The following is a 17,335-nucleotide window of genomic DNA, read 5'->3' as shown; positions in this document are numbered from 1 at the left end:
CTTCCTAACGTTGTCCGGCACTTACTTGGAATCCGAAGGCGATATGCTTGGGCGTGTCGTTATGCGCTTGAAGGTATTATTCCATCTGATCTGCATCCGTATTATTGCCCACCAGTAGGATATTGCGGCTGCGGTTCTTTGCCAAAATCGGCAGGATTGCCGGGAAATCGGTATATTTCATCGCTACAAAAATGAGATCATAGGTATCATTCTCCGCCAGCGATTCAATCACATGCGTTCGATCCACCGTTGTTTTTCGCTGTATATGATGACGGATGACGATTCCGTCTCTCTCCAGCTCCTCGGTCCGCCTGCCTCGTGCCAGCGCGGTGACGTCATTACCCCCCCGCACCAGCACATGCGCCAGATAACTGCCCAGTACGCCAGCTCCTTGTGAGGGGCGGCTGTTCGCAGGGTCTACTCTCACACGAACAGGTCTTGCGTTGAAACTTGCAAACCCGGATACAGTGGGGATTCCGCAAAAGGGTCACGGCCTTGAGCGTAATAGCTCACATCGGCGATCTCGCCGTCCAAGAAGGAATACACCGTGACTTGAGCTTTCATCGGATCGACGATCCAATACTCTTTCACCCCGCATTGCCGGTATAGATCAAGCTTTGGGATCATATCCTTGCTTCGCGAGGACGGGGACAGCACCTCGATGGCTAGGTCTGGTGTACCCTTGTATTTTCCCTTCTCATCGATTTGATCTTTATCACAAATGACAACCAGATCCGGCTGCACAACACAGATATTGTCCTCCTCCTTCTTCAAAGTAATATCGAATGGAGAAGTTAGCGGTATGCAGGATTTCCCCTTAAACCAGTTGTAAAATGTGCCAATCAGTTCATGTACCGCATGCTGGTGCTTGTACGAAGGGGAGGCCAAGTTGTACACGACGCCGTCGATCAGCTCGTATCGCTGTTCCGATGCTTAATCGAAAGAAGAAATAGACCCCTTAGGGGTAGCCGAAAAAGTAGTGCAGTTAGCGAACCATTCAATGCCCTTTTAGGGCTGGCCAGCAACAAAGGCTTTCAGCCGCAGAGTAAACCACCCGTTATATGAACTGACCCCATAAAGTTAGACATATTATTTTATTAGGCAATTTGTTGGGCATGAGTTCGGTACTGTACCGGACTCATGCCTTTTAGTTTTGCTTTAATTCGCTTGTGATTGTAATAATCGATATATGTAGAAAGTTCTTGTTTAAACTGCTCAATACTTTCAAATTCATTAATATATAGAAACTCAGATTTTATGATTCCAAAAAAGTTCTCAATGACCGCGTTGTCGTAACAGTTACCTTTACGGGACATACTTTGCTTAACACCGCGTTGTTCGAGGGCATGACGATACTGTTTCATCTGGTAATGCCAGCCTTGGTCAGAATGAATCAGAAGAGTATCTTCATCCGTTAGTCGATCGAATGCTTGATCTAGCATGGTTGAAACAAGGGAATAGACGGGTCTTGAACCGATCGTATACGTAATAATCTCCCCATTAAAAAGATCTAACACGGGGGATAAGTACAGTTTTTCTCCAAATAATTTAATCTCTGTTATATCCGTTACCCACTTCTCATTTGGCTTTTCAGCGGAGAAGTTACGCTCTAGAATGTTTGATGCAATCTTGCCAACCAAACCTTTATATGAACGATATTTCTTCATGCGTACTAGACACTTCAATCCCAACACGTTCATCAAACGCTGCACCTTTTTGTGATTCACATGGTGACCGCGATTCATTAACTCGTCTCGAATACGGCGATAACCATAACGCCCCTGATGCTCCTCATAAATCGCTTGAATAACGTCCTTTAACTCAGAATCTTTGTCCGGCATACCGAATGTATTCACCCAGTAGTAATACGTGCTACGTGGGATATCTGCGAGCTGGAGGAGTGCTTTCACCGAAAATTCGTTCCTTAGTTCATAGACTACTTGCGCTTTGTCTTGTTTGGTGATTTTTCCTTGTTTTGAACTAAGGTATTCAACTTTTTTAAATAAGCATTCTCCATACGCAAAAGTTCTATCTCTTTCTGTAAAGCCTCTACCGACCCCTTTACAGACTTTTGATCATTCAGTTGTTTTGGATCCTTTTTCATGGATGAACGCCCCTTTTTCTTTGGTTGTAGGGCATCTATTCCATGTAACTCTAAGCTTCTTTGCCAGCTTAGAATGGTACTATGACTCGCAATATTAAATACTGCAGCTGCCTCTCTAATAGACGTCCCATGTTCTTTTATATAATGAAGTACGTCTAGTTTATCCTGTACAGAATACGGTGTATAGCGCTTTTTAAAGACTTCTTCACCATGATGCTCATATTGTCTAATCCAATGTAAAAGGACAGTATGATGGAGTCCTAGTGATTTCGCAATCGATTTCATGCTTTCTGATCCATTTTGATAACGCATAACTGCTTGTAATTTTTCGTCCGAACTAAAATTAGCCATAGAAAAAACTGCACCTCCAATGTTAGATGGTGTCTAACAATTGGGGTGCAGTTCAATACGGGTGGTTTTGATTACTCAAACACTTCATTAAATCACCGCAGAATCTGTTGCTTGTTGAGGTGCAAACATTAAGATGCTTGGCATGAGCCGGTCCGAAGATTAAGATGCTGAGAAAGAGACATCTCCCTTGCGGCAGATGTCTTTTTCGTGAACCTTGCTACCCGCCGCAGCGAATAGCAAGGTTCTTTGCTCACCGTTCAAGGCACCACCTGAACGGTGAGATATAAAACCTCCAGCAAGATCGGGGTGCCGGCCAGGAGCACATCGCCGGGGGAATACAGGGTTAGAGCGTCCGGCGTGAGGGTATATATTCGGCCTTCCTGAATCATGCCGTTGATATAAACCGTTGAGGTGGTGTTCGGACCGACCTCGATGCTCTGAAATGGATTTCCGTCATCATCCGTAAATTGCTGGGCAGATATGGCGAAGGGAGCATCCAGATTAACCTCGGACATCAATACATAAAAATAACGAAGCGTGGTTGGCAGTACAATGATCTCCGGCACTATCACGCTTCCCGGTAATCCTTGGATGCCCTGTGGACCAGGGGGCCCGGGAGGGCCCGGAGGACCTTGAGGGCCTGGGATGCCTTGCTCACCGGGAATGCCTTGAATACCTGGCAGCCCTTGGACGCCCGTCTGACCCGGAATGCCGGATGCTCCGTCGGAGCCCGGAAGACCTGGCACGCCTGGAGGCCCTTGAATGCCTTGATCACCTTGGAGCCCCGGATTGCCTGGCTGACCAGGCAATCCCTGTAATCCCTCTGAGCTCCTTACCCGTTGTGACCATTCAGATGGGATGATGGCCGGATAATCGGATCTGGTCTTGCGCGGTCGGAACCTTTTTCTATTGCTAGGTGATACGACACGTTTACATTGGCGCTTCTTGAGGTTTCTGCGTCTGTGATGCCTAGGGGATTTTATTATTGGATACCGCTTCCGTTTAATCACGGGAGTTTTCAGTCTTATCACCGCCCCGGATGAATGTATGTATTTAGATTATGTCATCGGAAGGGGAGTGGAATGGACATTTGTCCTTTCTTTAATGATATATTGACCGGTACGTTGGTAGTTTTCTGTTAAGTTTTTACTATAATTGGGAGGATGCCAGGGTCAAAACTAGAAATCTATCATTTAATGATATTATGGCTCAGCCATACTTTTTGTTATCTTGCTGCAGAGAGGAGTGATTACATGCCAGTTATCAAACCTATTATTACTGCTGTCGCAACGCCCCCCGTTGCAACCGGGGGAACGATCACCACAACGGTAACGCCAACGGTAACCCGTTACTTTGCGCTGATTACCGAAGCTATGATCGGAGCAGACTCCATTACCATGCCGGCAACGAGTTTTGTCGATGATGCCGAAGCAGCCGTGACAGCATTCCCCGCGTTGACAGGTTCAGAATACTTTAATGTGTATATAAACGGCATGCTTCAACAACTTGCCTTGTCGACATTAACAACCGCCAGCTTGGTACTCGATACGACGGATGTTCCGGCGGGGATACCTGTTTTACTAGAAATCGCTAGTTTTACGAACACAGCTTCTGCGATCACGACACAGCCGACAATATCGGCTCCGGTCATTACGATCATCAGTTAAGGAAAGGGGTTGCCCTGATCAATAAGATTAGGGCAATCTTTTTCATTTAAAGAGCGGATCAAGAGGTCATTCTTGATCTGCTTTTGCGTTTTTGTTGGCGATTAGATGAGTGCAAACAGAATCAGGAGAAATGAGCCATTCAGGTGCCGAGCGGGTTTATGCCAATAAGAGGGATTTTGTTCCTATATCCCGAATTACATATAGGAACCTGAAACGTTTGGAGGCTAAAATATGAAACATTAATCCCCACCATCTACCGCAAGTTCAGAAAGATAAGTCTGGGGGACTATATATGATCATGGATAAAAAAGCATGGATTGTGGAAGCAACCATTTCGGATATGCAGCATGCGATGACTGAGGGTTGGATGACTTCAGTAGACCTGGTTCAATTATATTTGGAGCGGATCGGGTTATACGATGGAATTCTCCACTCGGTTCTTGAGGTAAATCCTGAAGCGCTGCAAATTGCCGAGGAGCTGGATCGGGAGCGCAAGGACCAGGGTGCAAGAGGATTGCTTCATGGGATTCCCATCCTGCTTAAGGACAATATCGACACCGGGGATCGGCTGCATACGAGTGCCGGCTCCATCACCCTTGCGGATTCGTTTGCCACCAAAGATTCCTTTGTTGCTGCGAAGCTGCGTAAGGCGGGTGCTGTTATTTTGGGCAAGAGCAACATGACCGAATGGGCGAACTTTATGTCCCCGACCATGTGGGCAGGATATTCATCAAGAAACGGACTTACATTAAACCCATACGGTCCAGGGGAAATGTTTGTTGGAGGTTCAAGCTCAGGCTCCGGTGCTGCGGTGGCGGCGAATTTGGCCGCAGCGGCCATCGGGACGGAAACATCAGGTTCGATTATCAGTCCTTCCAGCCAGAACAGCCTGGTTGGCATTAAGCCGACGATTGGACTGGTAAGCCGTTCAGGTATCATCCCTATCACTCACACACAGGATACGGCAGGTCCAATGACCAGAACGGTGGAAGATGCAGCGATTCTGCTTAGCGCGATCGCGGGAGCTGATGATCTGGACGAAGTGACCCAGATCGATCCTCAAAAAAGGGTGGAGGACTACACGGAGTATCTGGATTCGAGGTATTTGAAGAAAGCACGAATCGGGATTCCCCGATACTACTATAAGCACTTGGATCGGGATAGACTAGATATTGTAGAATCCGCCATTGAAGTGCTGCGGAATCAAGGAGCTACCATAATTGATCCGGTGGAGCTGCCTTGCCAGGATACCAAGTGGGACGCCAATGTCCTTCGCTATGAGTTCAAAAAATATGTCAATGATTATTTGGCGAACGTAGATGCGTCTCTGCCTGTTCATTCGTTGGCCGAGGTTATCGCTTATAATGAGGCACACGCTGAGATTGCCTTGAAATATGGACAGGGCACATTGATCTGGGCCGAGGAAACGAGCGGCACGCTGACCGAAACAGAGTATCTTAAGAGCAAGCAGAAGAATAAAGAAATGGCGGGAGCGAGAGGGATTGACCATGTTTTGCAGGCGTATCAGCTGGACGCCCTGCTGTTTCTGGGTAATGAATATGGACCGGATTTGGCTGCCCGGGCAGGGTATCCATCGGTAACCGTTCCCGGCGGCTATGCCGAGAATGGCGTCATTGCGCCGGGAGGATATATTACGAAGGGGCCACAGGGCATTACGTTCATCGGGACGGCATATAGCGAGCCCGTCCTGATCCAATTAGCCTACGGCTTTGAGCAGGCTACCCAGCATCGCGTACCACCGAGACTTTCATCCCCGTCATCAGAGTAAAAGAGAGGTGAAGTTCCATCATGCCGCGCAATTTGGAGTATGTTCCTTACGGTTACGAGCCCCCAAAGCCGACAACCAAAGGAACCTTAATATTCTACGACCTCTTCGAGCAGGTTCAGGAGGATTTGGAGCAGGCCGCTGCCATTTTAGAAGAACGGTCATTTGTAAAATTGGTGTTGTATCCGCTGCATGAAGAGACAGCGAAGCGGATGTTCAAGGAACCGGTCAGCCCTTATTACAAACGGGAGAAACAGCTTCAGGAATGGATCGAAGATCATGCAGGAGCATCGGTTGTGATTGAACCCTTCGAGTCGAAACGAAAAAAATACACGCCGATCGATACCGCGCTTCGTCATCTGGCAGAGAAATACGGAAGTCCCCATTTTCTTGTTCTGACACCTGAGATGGCAAATGCGTTTGCCTCCTTTTCCTCCTTCGAAGAATGGATTGTGAAGCTGAGGCTAATCCTCTTGTCGGAGCCGCCGTATCTGCACCCGCGATTGGAGAAATTTCGCCATCGTTGGGATGTCGCAGGGGAGAAGCCGGAAAATCGTTAGGGTATAACAAATGCCCGACTGTAGATTCGCCTGCAGTCGGGCATTTTCTGTTATGCAGTATCGTTCATATAAAATGGAAAGGACTGCGCCCCAAGGGAACAGTCCTATGTTAATCCGTGAGCAGACCGTTAAATCTCATCGATTCAGGTCCCTACGCGGGTAAGTTTACTTATGATCTTGCGCACGCTTTCTCCAGACAGGAAGTAGGTCCGTTCCAATTCCTCAATGGACCGTCCTTTGCAATAAGCGCGATACATTTCTTTATTTCGACTTTCGATGCGTTGTTTGGAACCGCTTAACTCTCCCCAGCCGGCTCTTTGCTCGCTCTGTTTCGGTATGTAGAGTAATTCTCCATCTATATACTGTTGAATTTGCTGCAGCAGCTCGGGGGGAAGCACTTCTCTTCCGTTTTTGTAATGGCCCATCGATGCCCTCCTCTTTCTGTATACATATTTAAGCTATCGCTGAGTTTCAAAACAATTGTATTGATCATGCTTGCCCTCCTCCTTTCGTGATATTGGTTTTTTTTGGATTTTTTGAGTTGTTGGATTTAAAAATAGATATAGGGAGCCCGCAGCGGGCTCCCATTTTAACGGATATTCGCTTTACGCGAATACCACCTCACGGATCTGAATCATTGCAATCAGCCTCCTTTCAGCTCATTTCGTCGGCCCCGACTTCTATATTAAGCCATATGTAGGTGGGAATTTGCAAGAGATAAAACAATATTAATTGTTTTTTACCAAAATTCATGGGGTGAATGAATTGAGAAACGTCCGAAGGGTTCCATAGGCATTTTGATGGTACGTGACAGGATTATATAATATAGTTACTTCAGAATGCAAAAAAAGAAGGAGCTTTCGTGTATGTCCAATCACGATCCGCATATTCAGGAGTTAATTACGCTGAAGACGATCGCAGAAACATTGAACGAGTCCAATGAGCTTGGCCCCATGCTGGACGTTGTTATTACCAAGCTGCTGGAGCTGACCGGACTTACGACCGGTTGGCTGTTCCTGGTGGAAGATCGGGGAACGCATGAATTCGTAGCCAGCCGGAATTTGCCGCCTGCCCTGAGCCGGAACGACAACGAACCTATGAGATGCGGCAGCTGCTGGTGCCTGGAGCGTTACGATGACGGACGTCTGAAAAATGCCGTGAACATATTGAATTGCAAACGTCTGGATAACGCCGTTCGTTACCAGTGGGGGGATACGGAAGGCATAACCCACCATGCAACCGTTCCGCTGCGATCCGGCAGCCGCAGGTTCGGCGTACTAAATGTGGCTGCACCCGGGAAACTGCATTTCACCAAAGAGGAACTGGCGCTGCTGGAATCGGTTGCCTACCAAATCGGCAGCGCCATTGAGCGCATGCGGCTATACGCAGCCGAGCAGCGCCGAGCGGATTTGTTTGCCCGGCTTGGGGAATATAGCAGCGCACTCGGTGCTTATGCTTCCCAAGCGGTTAACCGGGCTGAATTAACGAAGCAAGTCATGAGTTTAATGGGCCGTTACTTTGACTGGCCGGTTGCCGCATTGCTGGAGCCTATCGGCAGCGAAGTGACGCTGCGTGCCCTCTACAGCAGAGGGCAGACGACGCTGCCCCATGCCAAATTTCCGCTTGCTGAAGCCGCACGAACCCGTTCTGGCAAGGGAGAGGTCAATTCGCACCCGGTCAGTGCAGAAGACGCACAGCGGCTTGCAGATCTTTTGGTTGAACAGGGATGGATATCCTCCATCTCCCGAGCGGTTGCGGTTCCGCTGGCGGCTGCCGGGGACACCTCATTTGGACTGCTTTTAGTAGGGTTCGATCATTACGGCGATTCGTACCGGGCAGATATCGAGGTGATCGAGGCACTGGCTGAACATATTGGCATGACCCTTCAACGCATCCGTCTGGAGCAAAACCGGCGGGAGCTCGCAAGAATGGATGAACGAAATCGTCTCGCCCGGGACCTGCACGACTCGGTAAGCCAAACCCTGTTCTCGCTGGTCATGATGTCCAAGGGAGTGCGGGGAATGCTTGCCGCAGAGCCGCATGAGCAGACAAGTATGCTGCAGGACACCATCCATGATATACAGGTCCTGTCGCAAAGCGCGCTTAAGGAAATGCGGGAGCTGATCATGCAGCTTCGCCCACCCGGACTTGAAGAAGGGCTTATGACAGGCCTGAAACAATACGGCGAACGATTGAAACTTCATGTAAGCTCACATATCAACGGGATACGGGACCTGCCCCGGATCGTGGAAGAAACATTGTGGAGGATCGGTCAAGAGGCGCTGAATAATGTAAGCAAGCATGCGGATACGAAGGAAGTAACGGTCGTATTAACCCCGCGGGAAAATGAAGTTGAACTCAGGATCGAAGATCATGGCCGCGGGATTTCCAAGCAACGATTGAACGAGCTGACAAGACATTCGATTGGGTTGTCCAGCATGCGGGAACGGGCGGAATCGCTCGGAGGACAATTCCGTCTATACAGTGTGTACAGAGAGGGAACCATTATTGAGGTTTCGCTGCCCTTAAGGGTGAGATCAATAGAGAATAGGGGGATCACCGATGATCCGATTGTTGATCGCTGACGATCATGCCATGGTACGACGGGGATTGCAGGTTTTTCTGGCTACGCAGCCGGATATCGAGATGGTTGGCGAAGCCGCGAATGGCGAGGAAACGTTAGAGAAGGCCAATCAGCTGAATCCCGATGTCGTGTTAATGGATCTGAATATGCCGATTCTCAATGGAATCGATACGACCGCACGGTTAAAAAAAGAACAGCCTCATATTAAAGTCATCGTGCTGACCTCGTTTATCGATTATGACCATGTGCTGCCAGCCATTCGGGCGGGCGCACGCGGCTATCTCCTTAAGGATATTGAGCCTGAGGATCTGGTGGCTGCGATCAGACGCGTGTATGAAGGCCAAGTTGAACTGCATCCGGATGCGGCAGGCCTGCTCATGACGCATGTTACTTCACCGGCGGGGACGGATGAGACCGGCGGGTCCGGCCATCAGGAAGAGACTGCGCAGGTGGATAAACTTACCCGCCGGGAGCAGGAAGTATTACAGCTGATTGCATCGGGCATGAACAACAGGGAAATCAGCGAAGCGCTTTATATTACCGAGAAGACAGTTAAAACCCATGTCAGCCATCTGCTCGATAAGCTGGGGGTTGCGGACCGGACTCAGGCGGCCATTTATGCGCTCAAGCATGGCATCGTATAAGGATTGCTGTATTTGCCGTACATAATGATCATATCTAAGACTATAGTTGTAGAAGCTCTCAGCCGAAGGCATGAGAGCTTTTGCTTGTAAAATCACTCTAAATGTTGACGATTTCCATGGCTTGCCTCCTCTACAATGTACTTAACAAAACTTTGATACCCATAAGGGAGGAAGTACTATGAAAATCGTGATTATAGCTGGCAGCAATCGCAAGGAAGCCACAAGTACCGTTCTGGCCAAAGCCCTCGAAGCGCAAATGAATACGTTGTTCGTGGAAGTGAAGCTGTTTAATCTGTATGAAACACCGCTTCCTTTCTATTCACCAGACGAGATATTCAACCGCCATGATGGCGTGCGCGAGCTGCAGCGTCTGTTGATGGAGGCGGATGGCATTATTTTGACGACACCAGAGTACCACGGAGGGATGAGCGGAGTCTTGAAGAACGCATTGGATCATTTGGGACAGATGCATTTCTCAGGTAAACCGGTTCTTTCGGTAAGCTCTGCGGGAGGGGCGGTCGGCGTGAGTTCACTGCAGCAAATGCAGGCTACCATCCGTAATTTGCACGGGATCAATAGTCCGGAATGGATATCCATTGGCGGTTCTCAGCGAACCATTTACGAATCCGAAGCGGCAAAAGGCAAGATTGTACTGGATTATCGGGCTAAAGAGGCGCTGTCCATCTTTATGGAACTGGTCAAGAAGATCAGCGGTAAAGAGGAGGTTGAGATCTCATGATCACTCATTTTGCCGGTCTGAAATTAAAGACGGTATCCATTCAGGGTGTGAAACAATTCTACCACGGGTTACTTCATTTCCCGGTAGCCAGTGAAAGCGAGGTGGAGATCGTATTTCAGCCTACACCGGATTTCACGCTCGCTTTTGAAGAAGCGTATGAACCTATAGCTCCTGCTCATATCGCGTTTGAAGTGCCTTATTCGCAGTTTGAATCCATGGTCCAGAAGCTTGCAGAGCAGCTACCTTTGTTGAAATGGCCTGACGGTGAAGTGGTTGAGCGCTTTGATTCCGGCGTGAACGTATACTTCAAGGATGGCGATGGGAATTTGCTTGAGTTTATCGCACATGAAGATCTGAAGGAAGGGGTGCTTGCGCCGAACGGCACCTATGGCATCCTGTACTTGCGGGAGGTGGGATTGCCTGTGGAGGATCCGGTAGCCGCAAGATTATGGATGAAGCGGACGCTCGGATTAACAATCGCCAAGGAGTCGGAGCAATTCGCTTTTGCCATTGGAGGAACGGCTCATGCCGTTGTTGTATCAACAAAGCGCAAATGGATTCCGATCGCCATGAATGCGCTGCCACCATCCTTGGAGATCACTTACGGAGTAACGGACGAACGGTTTCTGGACCGGGTTCGCTCCACTCTGGATCGGCGGATGATGGTTTCAGATAACGAGGATGGTTTGCATTTCAGAATGTATGGTTACAGCATCCGAATGAAAATAACAAGCTTGCCCAAAGACATTGCAGCCAGGCTGAATCTGCCGAGTGCAATCGAAGGGAAGGAGGTGAATTCGGTCATTAGTGACCGGTATTTGGAGGATGGTCTTACGGCCTTGAGCCGCGGCGGCGAGGTTGGCTGGTTTGAAGGACATGTTGGCGGGGCGTATTTGGCGGCTTATTACATGCAGAAGGAGTTTGATTTGCCGCAAGATGTACTGCAGGGCCTGGCCGCCAATTGCCTGCATTTGCGTAATCAGCATGAAGATTGGTTTGAACCCTATCCTCCCGAGCCTGCGCAGCCTGAATTAATGAATCAACTCATTGAAGGACTGCTGCCTAACCTGACGAATCTGAGCACCTCCGGACACGGGGTAACCCTGGCCGTCTTGGGACTGAAAGCATTACGGGACCGTCCGGACTTACTGACGCCGTCTATCGTGCGAGGCATTCTTAAGCTGATGGAAGATGCAGCAGTAGAACACAAGCTTGCTAGGTATTATGGCATTGAGGATTATACGCAGCTGGATCTCGCGGAAATCTCACTTTCGGAAATACCGCCGTACCGGAATGCATCCGATTTGGCACGTCGTGCACTTTCCGAGCTGGAACTCGTGCTGCCTGATCAGCACGTTGATGGCAAATATTATTTTTTTGCCGGTGAGCTTGAGCATGGCGTTACCCACGCACACGCACTCATTGAGCTGGAGCGGCTCGGATACGCTCAGCTTGCCAAGCTTGGTCAAAGCAATCACCGTCTGCAGATGAAACTCAACCGTTTAAAGCCACAATTGCTTTCGAATCAGGGAGTTGAAGCTGCCGAAGGTGCGTCGATTACGGATTCAGCCTATTGGAGCAAACGGTATGAAGATCCGCATGCCATCAAAGTGCCTTATGCCGCACTGGCTTTGCTCCAATATGTACCGCCTGAACAGAGAGAAGACATGGAGCGCAATGTGTGTAAACTGCTCTCGTTGATGAAGTAGAACAAACGATATTTTGACATTGGTAAAATATGGTGTTAGGCTGAATATTAGTTGTGAAAAAATGGAATTGAAATGTGCGCAGAAAGCATAGAACTGGAGGGTATTATGAACGTTGCAATCGTTGTAGGAAGCATTAGAAAAGAGTCGTACAATATGAAACTGGCGGAATATTTGAAGCAGCGCTACTCGGATCAGATCACGTTTGAAATTTTGGGGCTGCGCGATCTTCCGTTTTACGATCAAGACATTGAGCTGGACCCTCCTGCGGCCGTCAAGGATTTCAAGGAGCGGATTGCTGCCGCTGATGCGGTGTTGTGGATCACGCCGGAGTATAATTACTCCATACCGGGCGTGCTCAAGAACGCGCTTGATTGGTTATCGCGCGTTGATAAGGTTATGAACGGGAAGCCTTCATGGATCATGGGGGCGTCGATGGGACAGCTTGGAACGGTGAGAGCTCAGGAGCATCTCCGGGATATTCTGTTTTCTGTCGGCATTACTTCGCCGCTGCTCCCTAACAATGAGGTATACATCGGGGCGGTACATGAGAAGCTGGATGAGTCCGGCAAGCTGATTCATGAGCCGACAATCGGTTTTCTCGATATCGTGGTGAACAATTTCATTACGTGGATGAACACCCGTAATTAAATATAAACTCATGGAGCCCTTTGGCAGTTGCCTGCCAAAGGGCTTTTCCTGTATATTGACCTCGTAACACGATATAACCTAAGCAAATGGGAATTGCTTTTGAACGGGGGAGGCTTTGATTGTATACGATTCTTATTGTGGACGACGAACCGATTGTAAGAGAAGGAATCCGAAACCGGATTCAGTGGGCAGATCATGGCTTTGAGTGCATCGGGGATTGCGAGAACGGCAGGGATGCACTGGAGGCTGTAACCCGCCATCAACCCGATGTGGTGTTAACGGATATCAACATGCCGTACATGGATGGCCTGGAGTTGTCACGCCATATTACGGAACGTTTTCCCAAGACAAAGATCATCATCCTTACCGGGTTTGACGATTTCGAATATGCCCAGCAGGCGGTGAAGCTGCAAGTCACGGATTTTATTTTGAAACCGGTTACGTCAGCGGAGTTAAGGGAGATGCTTGGTAAACTCAAGCTGGAAATGGATGAGGAGCGCGGACATACGGAGCACCTGAAAAGGCTCAAGCAACAGTTGAATGAGAGTTTGGTTCTGCTTAAGGAACGATTTCTTGAACGTCTGGCGTCATCGCCGATGAAGCGATCCGAGATCGAGAGCAAGCTTGCATATTTTGATATCCGGCTTCCGGGGCCGCTTTATATCGCGATGGCAGCGGATATGGATGAGCTTCGTACGGATGAACAGCATGTCGATAATGAGCTGTATGCATTTGCTTTATACAATATCATGCAGGAGATTTTGGCAGGTGAGCCCGGTACAGCTATTTTTAGGTACAAGGAGAACAAAGTTATGACCATCCTGTCGGGCTCCGGCGAGGAGGAGCTGCACGCTCGGGCGCAGGAGCTGGCGGAGGACATTCGCGGATCTACAAAGCAGTTCATGAAATTCACGGTCACGCTCGGCATCGGAACGATTTGCCGCGAGCTTCAGGATATCCGTTATTCCTGCAGGGCTTCGGAAGCTGCACTGGAATACCGGCTCCTGATCGGCCGCGATCAGGTGGTTCATATCACGGATCTTGAAAAGCGGGGGGACGCTCCTCTCCAGGATGGGATTGAAACCGAGTCAGCGCTAATCTCCGCAATTCGGGCCGGTACGGACTTAGAGGTAAAGGTGTGCATCCGGCGGCTGATCAGTGAACTTGGAAGCGCTTCAATTTCAATCGAGCTCTGTTACGTGCGGGTTCTTCGGGTCATGCTTGCCGTGCTTCAAACTTTGATGGAAATCGGCAGCAATGGAAACGAGCTGATCGGCAAGGAGAAGAGGCTGCTGTCCGATCTGTATTCTTTTCGGTCCTTGGAGGAGATCGAACGCTGGTTAAACGAGGTGTGCGAGCAGGCGTTAAGGGACGTTGCCAAGGCGAGAAAGGATATTACCCGCACCCAGATGCTGGAGGCGGTCGATTTCATCCAGCAGCATTATGAGGATGCCGAGTTATCGATTAAGACCGTATGCAGCCGGATCTTCATGAGCACGAGTTATTTCAGCGCCTTGTTCAAGTCGCATACCGGGAAGACCTTCGTTGAATACGTAACGGAAGTCCGCATGGAGAAAGCGAAGGAACTTCTGAAGCATTCCTTGTTGAAAACTTATGAAATAGCGGCGAAAACCGGTTATCAGGATCCTCAATATTTTAGCGTGCTGTTTAAGAAACATACCGGAGATACCCCGACGGAGTACCGGAATAAAATGACGTCAGGCGGGGTAAGGCCATGATGGCTCCGCAGCGGATCAAAAGCATTCAGTCCCGCATTGCCAGCTCATTCATGATGCTTGTATTATTTACGGCGCTGCTGTTGATCTTCATCTCCTACCGGCTGTCCGAATCGGCTGTTCGCGAAACGGCGGAGAGTTATACCTCCGAGCTGATCAATCAAGTGAATGCGAATATCCAAACTTACATCACCGGGATGAAGGACATCTCGCTGGCGACGATGAACAACCCGAACGTGAGGGAATACCTCGCCTCGGCAGATGAACTGCAGCCTGCGGAACTGGCTATGTTGAAAGCGAAGATATCGGAATATTTCCACTCGATTCGGGTTTCGCGCAAAGATATTGCGTCGATTAACATTTTTGGAGCCGGCGGCACCTTTATCTCCGATCGGGCGGACGCTGAATTGAATCCTTATATTGTGTTATCGGAGCAGCCCTGGTATCGGCAGGCGAAGGAAAACAAGGGACAGACAGTGATCTCCTCGTCGCATGTACAGCCGGTTATTAAGGGAGAGTACCGCTGGGTTGTATCACTAAGCCGCGAGCTTAGCGGCGTGAACTCTTCTAACGGGCTCGGCATCCTGTTGATCGATCTCAACTTCAAGGTGATTAACGATATGCTCAGCAAGCTCGACCTGGGGAACCGGGGTTACGTGTTTGTGATTGACCGTCAAGGCCGGATTGTGTATCACCCGCAGCAGCAGCTGCTCTACAGCAATTTGAAGACGGAGAGATTAGAGCAGGTGCTTCAGGACAAGCAAGGAGGTTTTGTCGTGAAGGAGGGCGGAGCAAGCCGGATTTACAGCATCAAGGACACGGATTTCGGCTGGAAAATCGTCGGCGTTTTTTACGAGAATGAGCTGGTGGACAATAAGAAGCAGATGCAGCTTTCTTTTGCTATAGCGGGATTGTTATGTCTTGGCGTCGGCGTGCTGTTCTCCGTCGTTATCTCCCGCAACCTCACGCGTCCCATCAAGAAGCTCCAGGAAAAGATGACGGAAGTGGAGAAGGGAAATTTCGATATCCGGGTTCCTGTGGGGCATTCCAGGGAAATCTCCGGCTTGGCCCGCAGCTTCAATGTGATGGTGCTGAAGGTCAAGGAATTGATGGACCAGATCGTGATAGAACAGGAAATTAAGAGGAAAAGCGAATTGAATGCCCTGCAAGCCCAAATCAATCCCCATTTCCTCTACAATACGCTGGATTCCATTATATGGATGGCCGAGAGCAAAAAGCATGATGAGGTGATTCTGATGACATCGGCTCTAGCAAGGCTGTTTCGAGCTTCGCTCAGCAAAGGGAGGGAAATGATCCCGATTGCTACCGAGGTGGAACATATAACGAATTATTTAAAAATACAACAAATGCGATACCAGGATAAAATCCGGTTTACTCTGGATATGGACCGCGAGCTTTATCCTTATCTGACGTTGAAGGTGCTGCTGCAGCCTCTGGTGGAGAATGCCATTTATCATGGCATCAAGAACAAGGAAGGGCCGGGCACGATCACGATTACGGGGAGACTTCAGGATGATCGGATTCGGTTTCAAGTCATGGATGACGGCATCGGCATGGATCGGTCCAAGGTTGAGACATTATTAATCTCTACAGGGAGCCAACATTCGAGAAACAGCGTTGGGATAGCGAATGTCCATCAGCGGATTCAGTTATATTTTGGAGCGGAATATGGTCTTCGCTATACGAGCGAGCCCGGAGCGGGGACAAACGTCACGGTGCTTATTCCGGCCGTTCATCCGGATGAATGGCGGAGCATGGAGGGGGATGTGCCATGAAGTCGTACATGAGACTGCGATATGTTTTACTGCTGCTGATTCCGGTATTCATCCTGGGTTATATCGCCCTTCAGTGGTCCAAGGAAGAACCCGGACCCAAGAGGATCATCGTGGGTGTTAAAGCGCTGGATGAGATTGAATTCTGGCGTGTACTGATTGAAGGGGTGAACACGGCTTCTCGTGAATTCGGTGTGGATGTCTCGGTGGTAGGACCGACTCAGGAAATCGAAGTGGACTTGCAGATTCAATTGCTGGAGGAAGCTATCAAGCAGAAGCCGGATGCGATTGTTATGGCAGCAGGTGATTATAACCGCCTAGTTCCTGTAGCGGAGTCCATTCGCAAGGCTGACATTCCGCTTATCATGATTGATTCCGCGGTGAACGGCGATTACGCGCAGAGCTTGATCGCGACCGACAATGTGAATGCCGGACAGAAGGCAGGCAAGGAGCTTTCTTCGTTGCTCTCCGCAAATGCGGAGGTCGCCATTATCAGTTTCGTACGGGGGGCCTCGACGCAGATCGAAAGGGAACAAGGGGTTCGAAGCATTCTGGAGCAGCGCAGCGGCACGGAAATCGTGGGCACTTACTACAGCGAGGGCAAGGAGGAGCGTGCCTATGACATCACGAAGAAACTGCTGTTGGAAAGGCCTGACCTGAATGGAATCGTGGGGCTGAATGAGCCTTCTACAGTCGGGGCAGGAAGAGCGATCCGAGAACTGGGGCTGGCGGGCAAGGTTAAGCTGGTCGGATTCGACAGCTCGGTGAAGGAAGTCAAGCTGCTCGAAGAGGGGGTTCTTCAATCCACCATTGTTCAGAAGCCCTTCAACATCGGCTATTTGGGCATCAAAACAGCTATATCCATCATCGAAGGAGACAAGGTGTTACGCAACGTGTACACCGATTCCGTTGTCATCAACAAAGACAATATGTATACCGAGGAGAACCAGAAGCTGCTCTTTCCCTTTGTGGAAGAGTAGCTTCTTCCTTTATGGGGGGAGCCTGTTAACAGAT

At 49.3% G+C, this 17,335-nt stretch carries 15 protein-coding genes and 1 pseudogene; 11 read left to right on the top strand and 5 right to left on the bottom strand.

The genetic code is table 11. The features are described from left to right. Positions 1-76 precede the first annotated feature (76 nt). From BJP58_RS33565 to BJP58_RS07135, 4 genes and pseudogenes are all read right to left on the bottom strand, one after another. The gene (locus BJP58_RS33565) at positions 77-427 is read right to left on the bottom strand and encodes a ketopantoate reductase family protein (RefSeq protein WP_233354998.1); all 351 of its coding nucleotides are present in this window, start codon (positions 425-427) and stop codon (positions 77-79) included. Then, positions 424-918, bottom strand: a pseudogene (locus BJP58_RS07145) (Uma2 family endonuclease); the annotation flags it as partial. The gene BJP58_RS33565 and the pseudogene BJP58_RS07145, both read right to left, overlap by 4 nt. Before the next feature lie 179 nt (positions 919-1,097). After that, a protein-coding gene (locus BJP58_RS07140; RefSeq protein ID WP_194543387.1) for an IS3 family transposase occupies positions 1,098-2,455 on the bottom strand; the annotation gives its coding sequence in 2 pieces (ribosomal slippage) (positions 1,098-2,002 and positions 2,002-2,455; 1,359 coding nt in all). Between the two features lie 257 nt (positions 2,456-2,712). Continuing rightward, positions 2,713-3,264, bottom strand: a complete 552-nt coding sequence (locus tag BJP58_RS07135) for a DUF4183 domain-containing protein (RefSeq protein WP_194543386.1) — start codon at positions 3,262-3,264, stop codon at positions 2,713-2,715. A gap of 444 nt (positions 3,265-3,708) precedes the next feature. Between BJP58_RS07135 and BJP58_RS07130 the strand changes: the two genes are divergently transcribed. The 3 genes from BJP58_RS07130 to BJP58_RS07120 all read left to right on the top strand — a co-directional run bounded on the left by BJP58_RS07130 (position 3,709) and on the right by BJP58_RS07120 (position 6,468). Beyond that, complete coding sequence (locus tag BJP58_RS07130) at positions 3,709-4,122, top strand: DUF4183 domain-containing protein (protein WP_194543385.1); 414 nt, start codon at positions 3,709-3,711, stop codon at positions 4,120-4,122. Positions 4,123-4,414: 292 nt separating this feature from the next. Then, positions 4,415-5,911, top strand: coding sequence for an amidase family protein (locus BJP58_RS07125; protein WP_194543384.1), 1,497 nt, complete (start codon positions 4,415-4,417; stop codon positions 5,909-5,911). A gap of 20 nt (positions 5,912-5,931) precedes the next feature. Then, the gene (locus tag BJP58_RS07120) at positions 5,932-6,468 is read left to right on the top strand and encodes a hypothetical protein (protein WP_194543383.1); all 537 of its coding nucleotides are present in this window, start codon (positions 5,932-5,934) and stop codon (positions 6,466-6,468) included. A 143-nt stretch (positions 6,469-6,611) separates the two neighbouring features. Here the strand turns inward: BJP58_RS07120 and BJP58_RS07115 are convergent, their stop codons facing one another. Next, positions 6,612-6,893, bottom strand: a complete 282-nt coding sequence (locus BJP58_RS07115; protein WP_006211013.1) for a CD3324 family protein — start codon at positions 6,891-6,893, stop codon at positions 6,612-6,614. Between the two features lie 441 nt (positions 6,894-7,334). Between BJP58_RS07115 and BJP58_RS07110 the strand changes: the two genes are divergently transcribed. From BJP58_RS07110 to BJP58_RS07075, 8 genes are all read left to right on the top strand, one after another. Then, positions 7,335-9,053, top strand: coding sequence for a GAF domain-containing sensor histidine kinase (locus BJP58_RS07110; RefSeq protein ID WP_194543382.1), 1,719 nt, complete (start codon positions 7,335-7,337; stop codon positions 9,051-9,053). After that, positions 9,031-9,696 carry a response regulator gene (locus BJP58_RS07105; RefSeq protein WP_071220338.1) on the top strand — a complete coding sequence of 222 codons (666 nt, stop codon included), beginning with the start codon at positions 9,031-9,033 and terminating at the stop codon, positions 9,694-9,696. The genes BJP58_RS07110 and BJP58_RS07105 overlap by 23 nt, the downstream gene beginning before the upstream one ends. 178 nt (positions 9,697-9,874) lie before the next feature. Next, positions 9,875-10,435 (top strand): NADPH-dependent FMN reductase, encoded by a 561-nt coding sequence (locus tag BJP58_RS07100; RefSeq protein WP_194543381.1) that lies wholly within the window; start codon positions 9,875-9,877, stop codon positions 10,433-10,435. Then, positions 10,432-12,144, top strand: coding sequence for a VOC family protein (locus tag BJP58_RS07095; protein WP_194543380.1), 1,713 nt, complete (start codon positions 10,432-10,434; stop codon positions 12,142-12,144). The genes BJP58_RS07100 and BJP58_RS07095 overlap by 4 nt, the downstream gene beginning before the upstream one ends. A 105-nt stretch (positions 12,145-12,249) precedes the next feature. Then, positions 12,250-12,792 (top strand): NADPH-dependent FMN reductase, encoded by a 543-nt coding sequence (locus BJP58_RS07090; protein WP_194543379.1) that lies wholly within the window; start codon positions 12,250-12,252, stop codon positions 12,790-12,792. Between the two features lie 119 nt (positions 12,793-12,911). Then, entirely contained in the window at positions 12,912-14,531 is a 1,620-nt protein-coding gene (locus BJP58_RS07085) for a response regulator transcription factor (protein WP_194543378.1), read from the top strand. Continuing rightward, positions 14,528-16,324, top strand: a complete 1,797-nt coding sequence (locus BJP58_RS07080; protein WP_194543377.1) for a cache domain-containing sensor histidine kinase — start codon at positions 14,528-14,530, stop codon at positions 16,322-16,324. The genes BJP58_RS07085 and BJP58_RS07080 overlap by 4 nt, the downstream gene beginning before the upstream one ends. Continuing rightward, positions 16,321-17,301, top strand: coding sequence for a substrate-binding domain-containing protein (locus tag BJP58_RS07075; RefSeq protein WP_194543376.1), 981 nt, complete (start codon positions 16,321-16,323; stop codon positions 17,299-17,301). The genes BJP58_RS07080 and BJP58_RS07075 overlap by 4 nt, the downstream gene beginning before the upstream one ends. Positions 17,302-17,335 lie beyond the last annotated feature (34 nt).

The sequence above is a fragment of the Paenibacillus sp. JZ16 genome (assembly GCF_015326965.1).
GTDB lineage: Bacteria > Bacillota > Bacilli > Paenibacillales > Paenibacillaceae > Paenibacillus_AQ.
This window is presented reverse-complemented; position numbering and strand designations above follow the sequence as displayed.

Excerpts from the sequence above, each read along its gene's own strand:
- BJP58_RS07075 (WP_194543376.1), top strand. The coding sequence starts at position 16,321 with ATGAAGTCGTACATGAGACTGCGATATGTTTTACTGCTGCTGATTCCG.
- BJP58_RS07125 (WP_194543384.1), top strand. The coding sequence starts at position 4,415 with ATGATCATGGATAAAAAAGCATGGATTGTGGAAGCAACCATTTCGGAT.
- BJP58_RS07130 (WP_194543385.1), top strand. The coding sequence starts at position 3,709 with ATGCCAGTTATCAAACCTATTATTACTGCTGTCGCAACGCCCCCCGTT.
- BJP58_RS07115 (WP_006211013.1), bottom strand. The coding sequence starts at position 6,893 with ATGGGCCATTACAAAAACGGAAGAGAAGTGCTTCCCCCCGAGCTGCTG.
- BJP58_RS07105 (WP_071220338.1), top strand. The coding sequence starts at position 9,031 with ATGATCCGATTGTTGATCGCTGACGATCATGCCATGGTACGACGGGGA.
- BJP58_RS07100 (WP_194543381.1), top strand. The coding sequence starts at position 9,875 with ATGAAAATCGTGATTATAGCTGGCAGCAATCGCAAGGAAGCCACAAGT.
- BJP58_RS07090 (WP_194543379.1), top strand. The coding sequence starts at position 12,250 with ATGAACGTTGCAATCGTTGTAGGAAGCATTAGAAAAGAGTCGTACAAT.
- BJP58_RS07080 (WP_194543377.1), top strand. The coding sequence starts at position 14,528 with ATGATGGCTCCGCAGCGGATCAAAAGCATTCAGTCCCGCATTGCCAGC.
- BJP58_RS07095 (WP_194543380.1), top strand. The coding sequence starts at position 10,432 with ATGATCACTCATTTTGCCGGTCTGAAATTAAAGACGGTATCCATTCAG.
- BJP58_RS07110 (WP_194543382.1), top strand. The coding sequence starts at position 7,335 with ATGTCCAATCACGATCCGCATATTCAGGAGTTAATTACGCTGAAGACG.
- BJP58_RS07120 (WP_194543383.1), top strand. The coding sequence starts at position 5,932 with ATGCCGCGCAATTTGGAGTATGTTCCTTACGGTTACGAGCCCCCAAAG.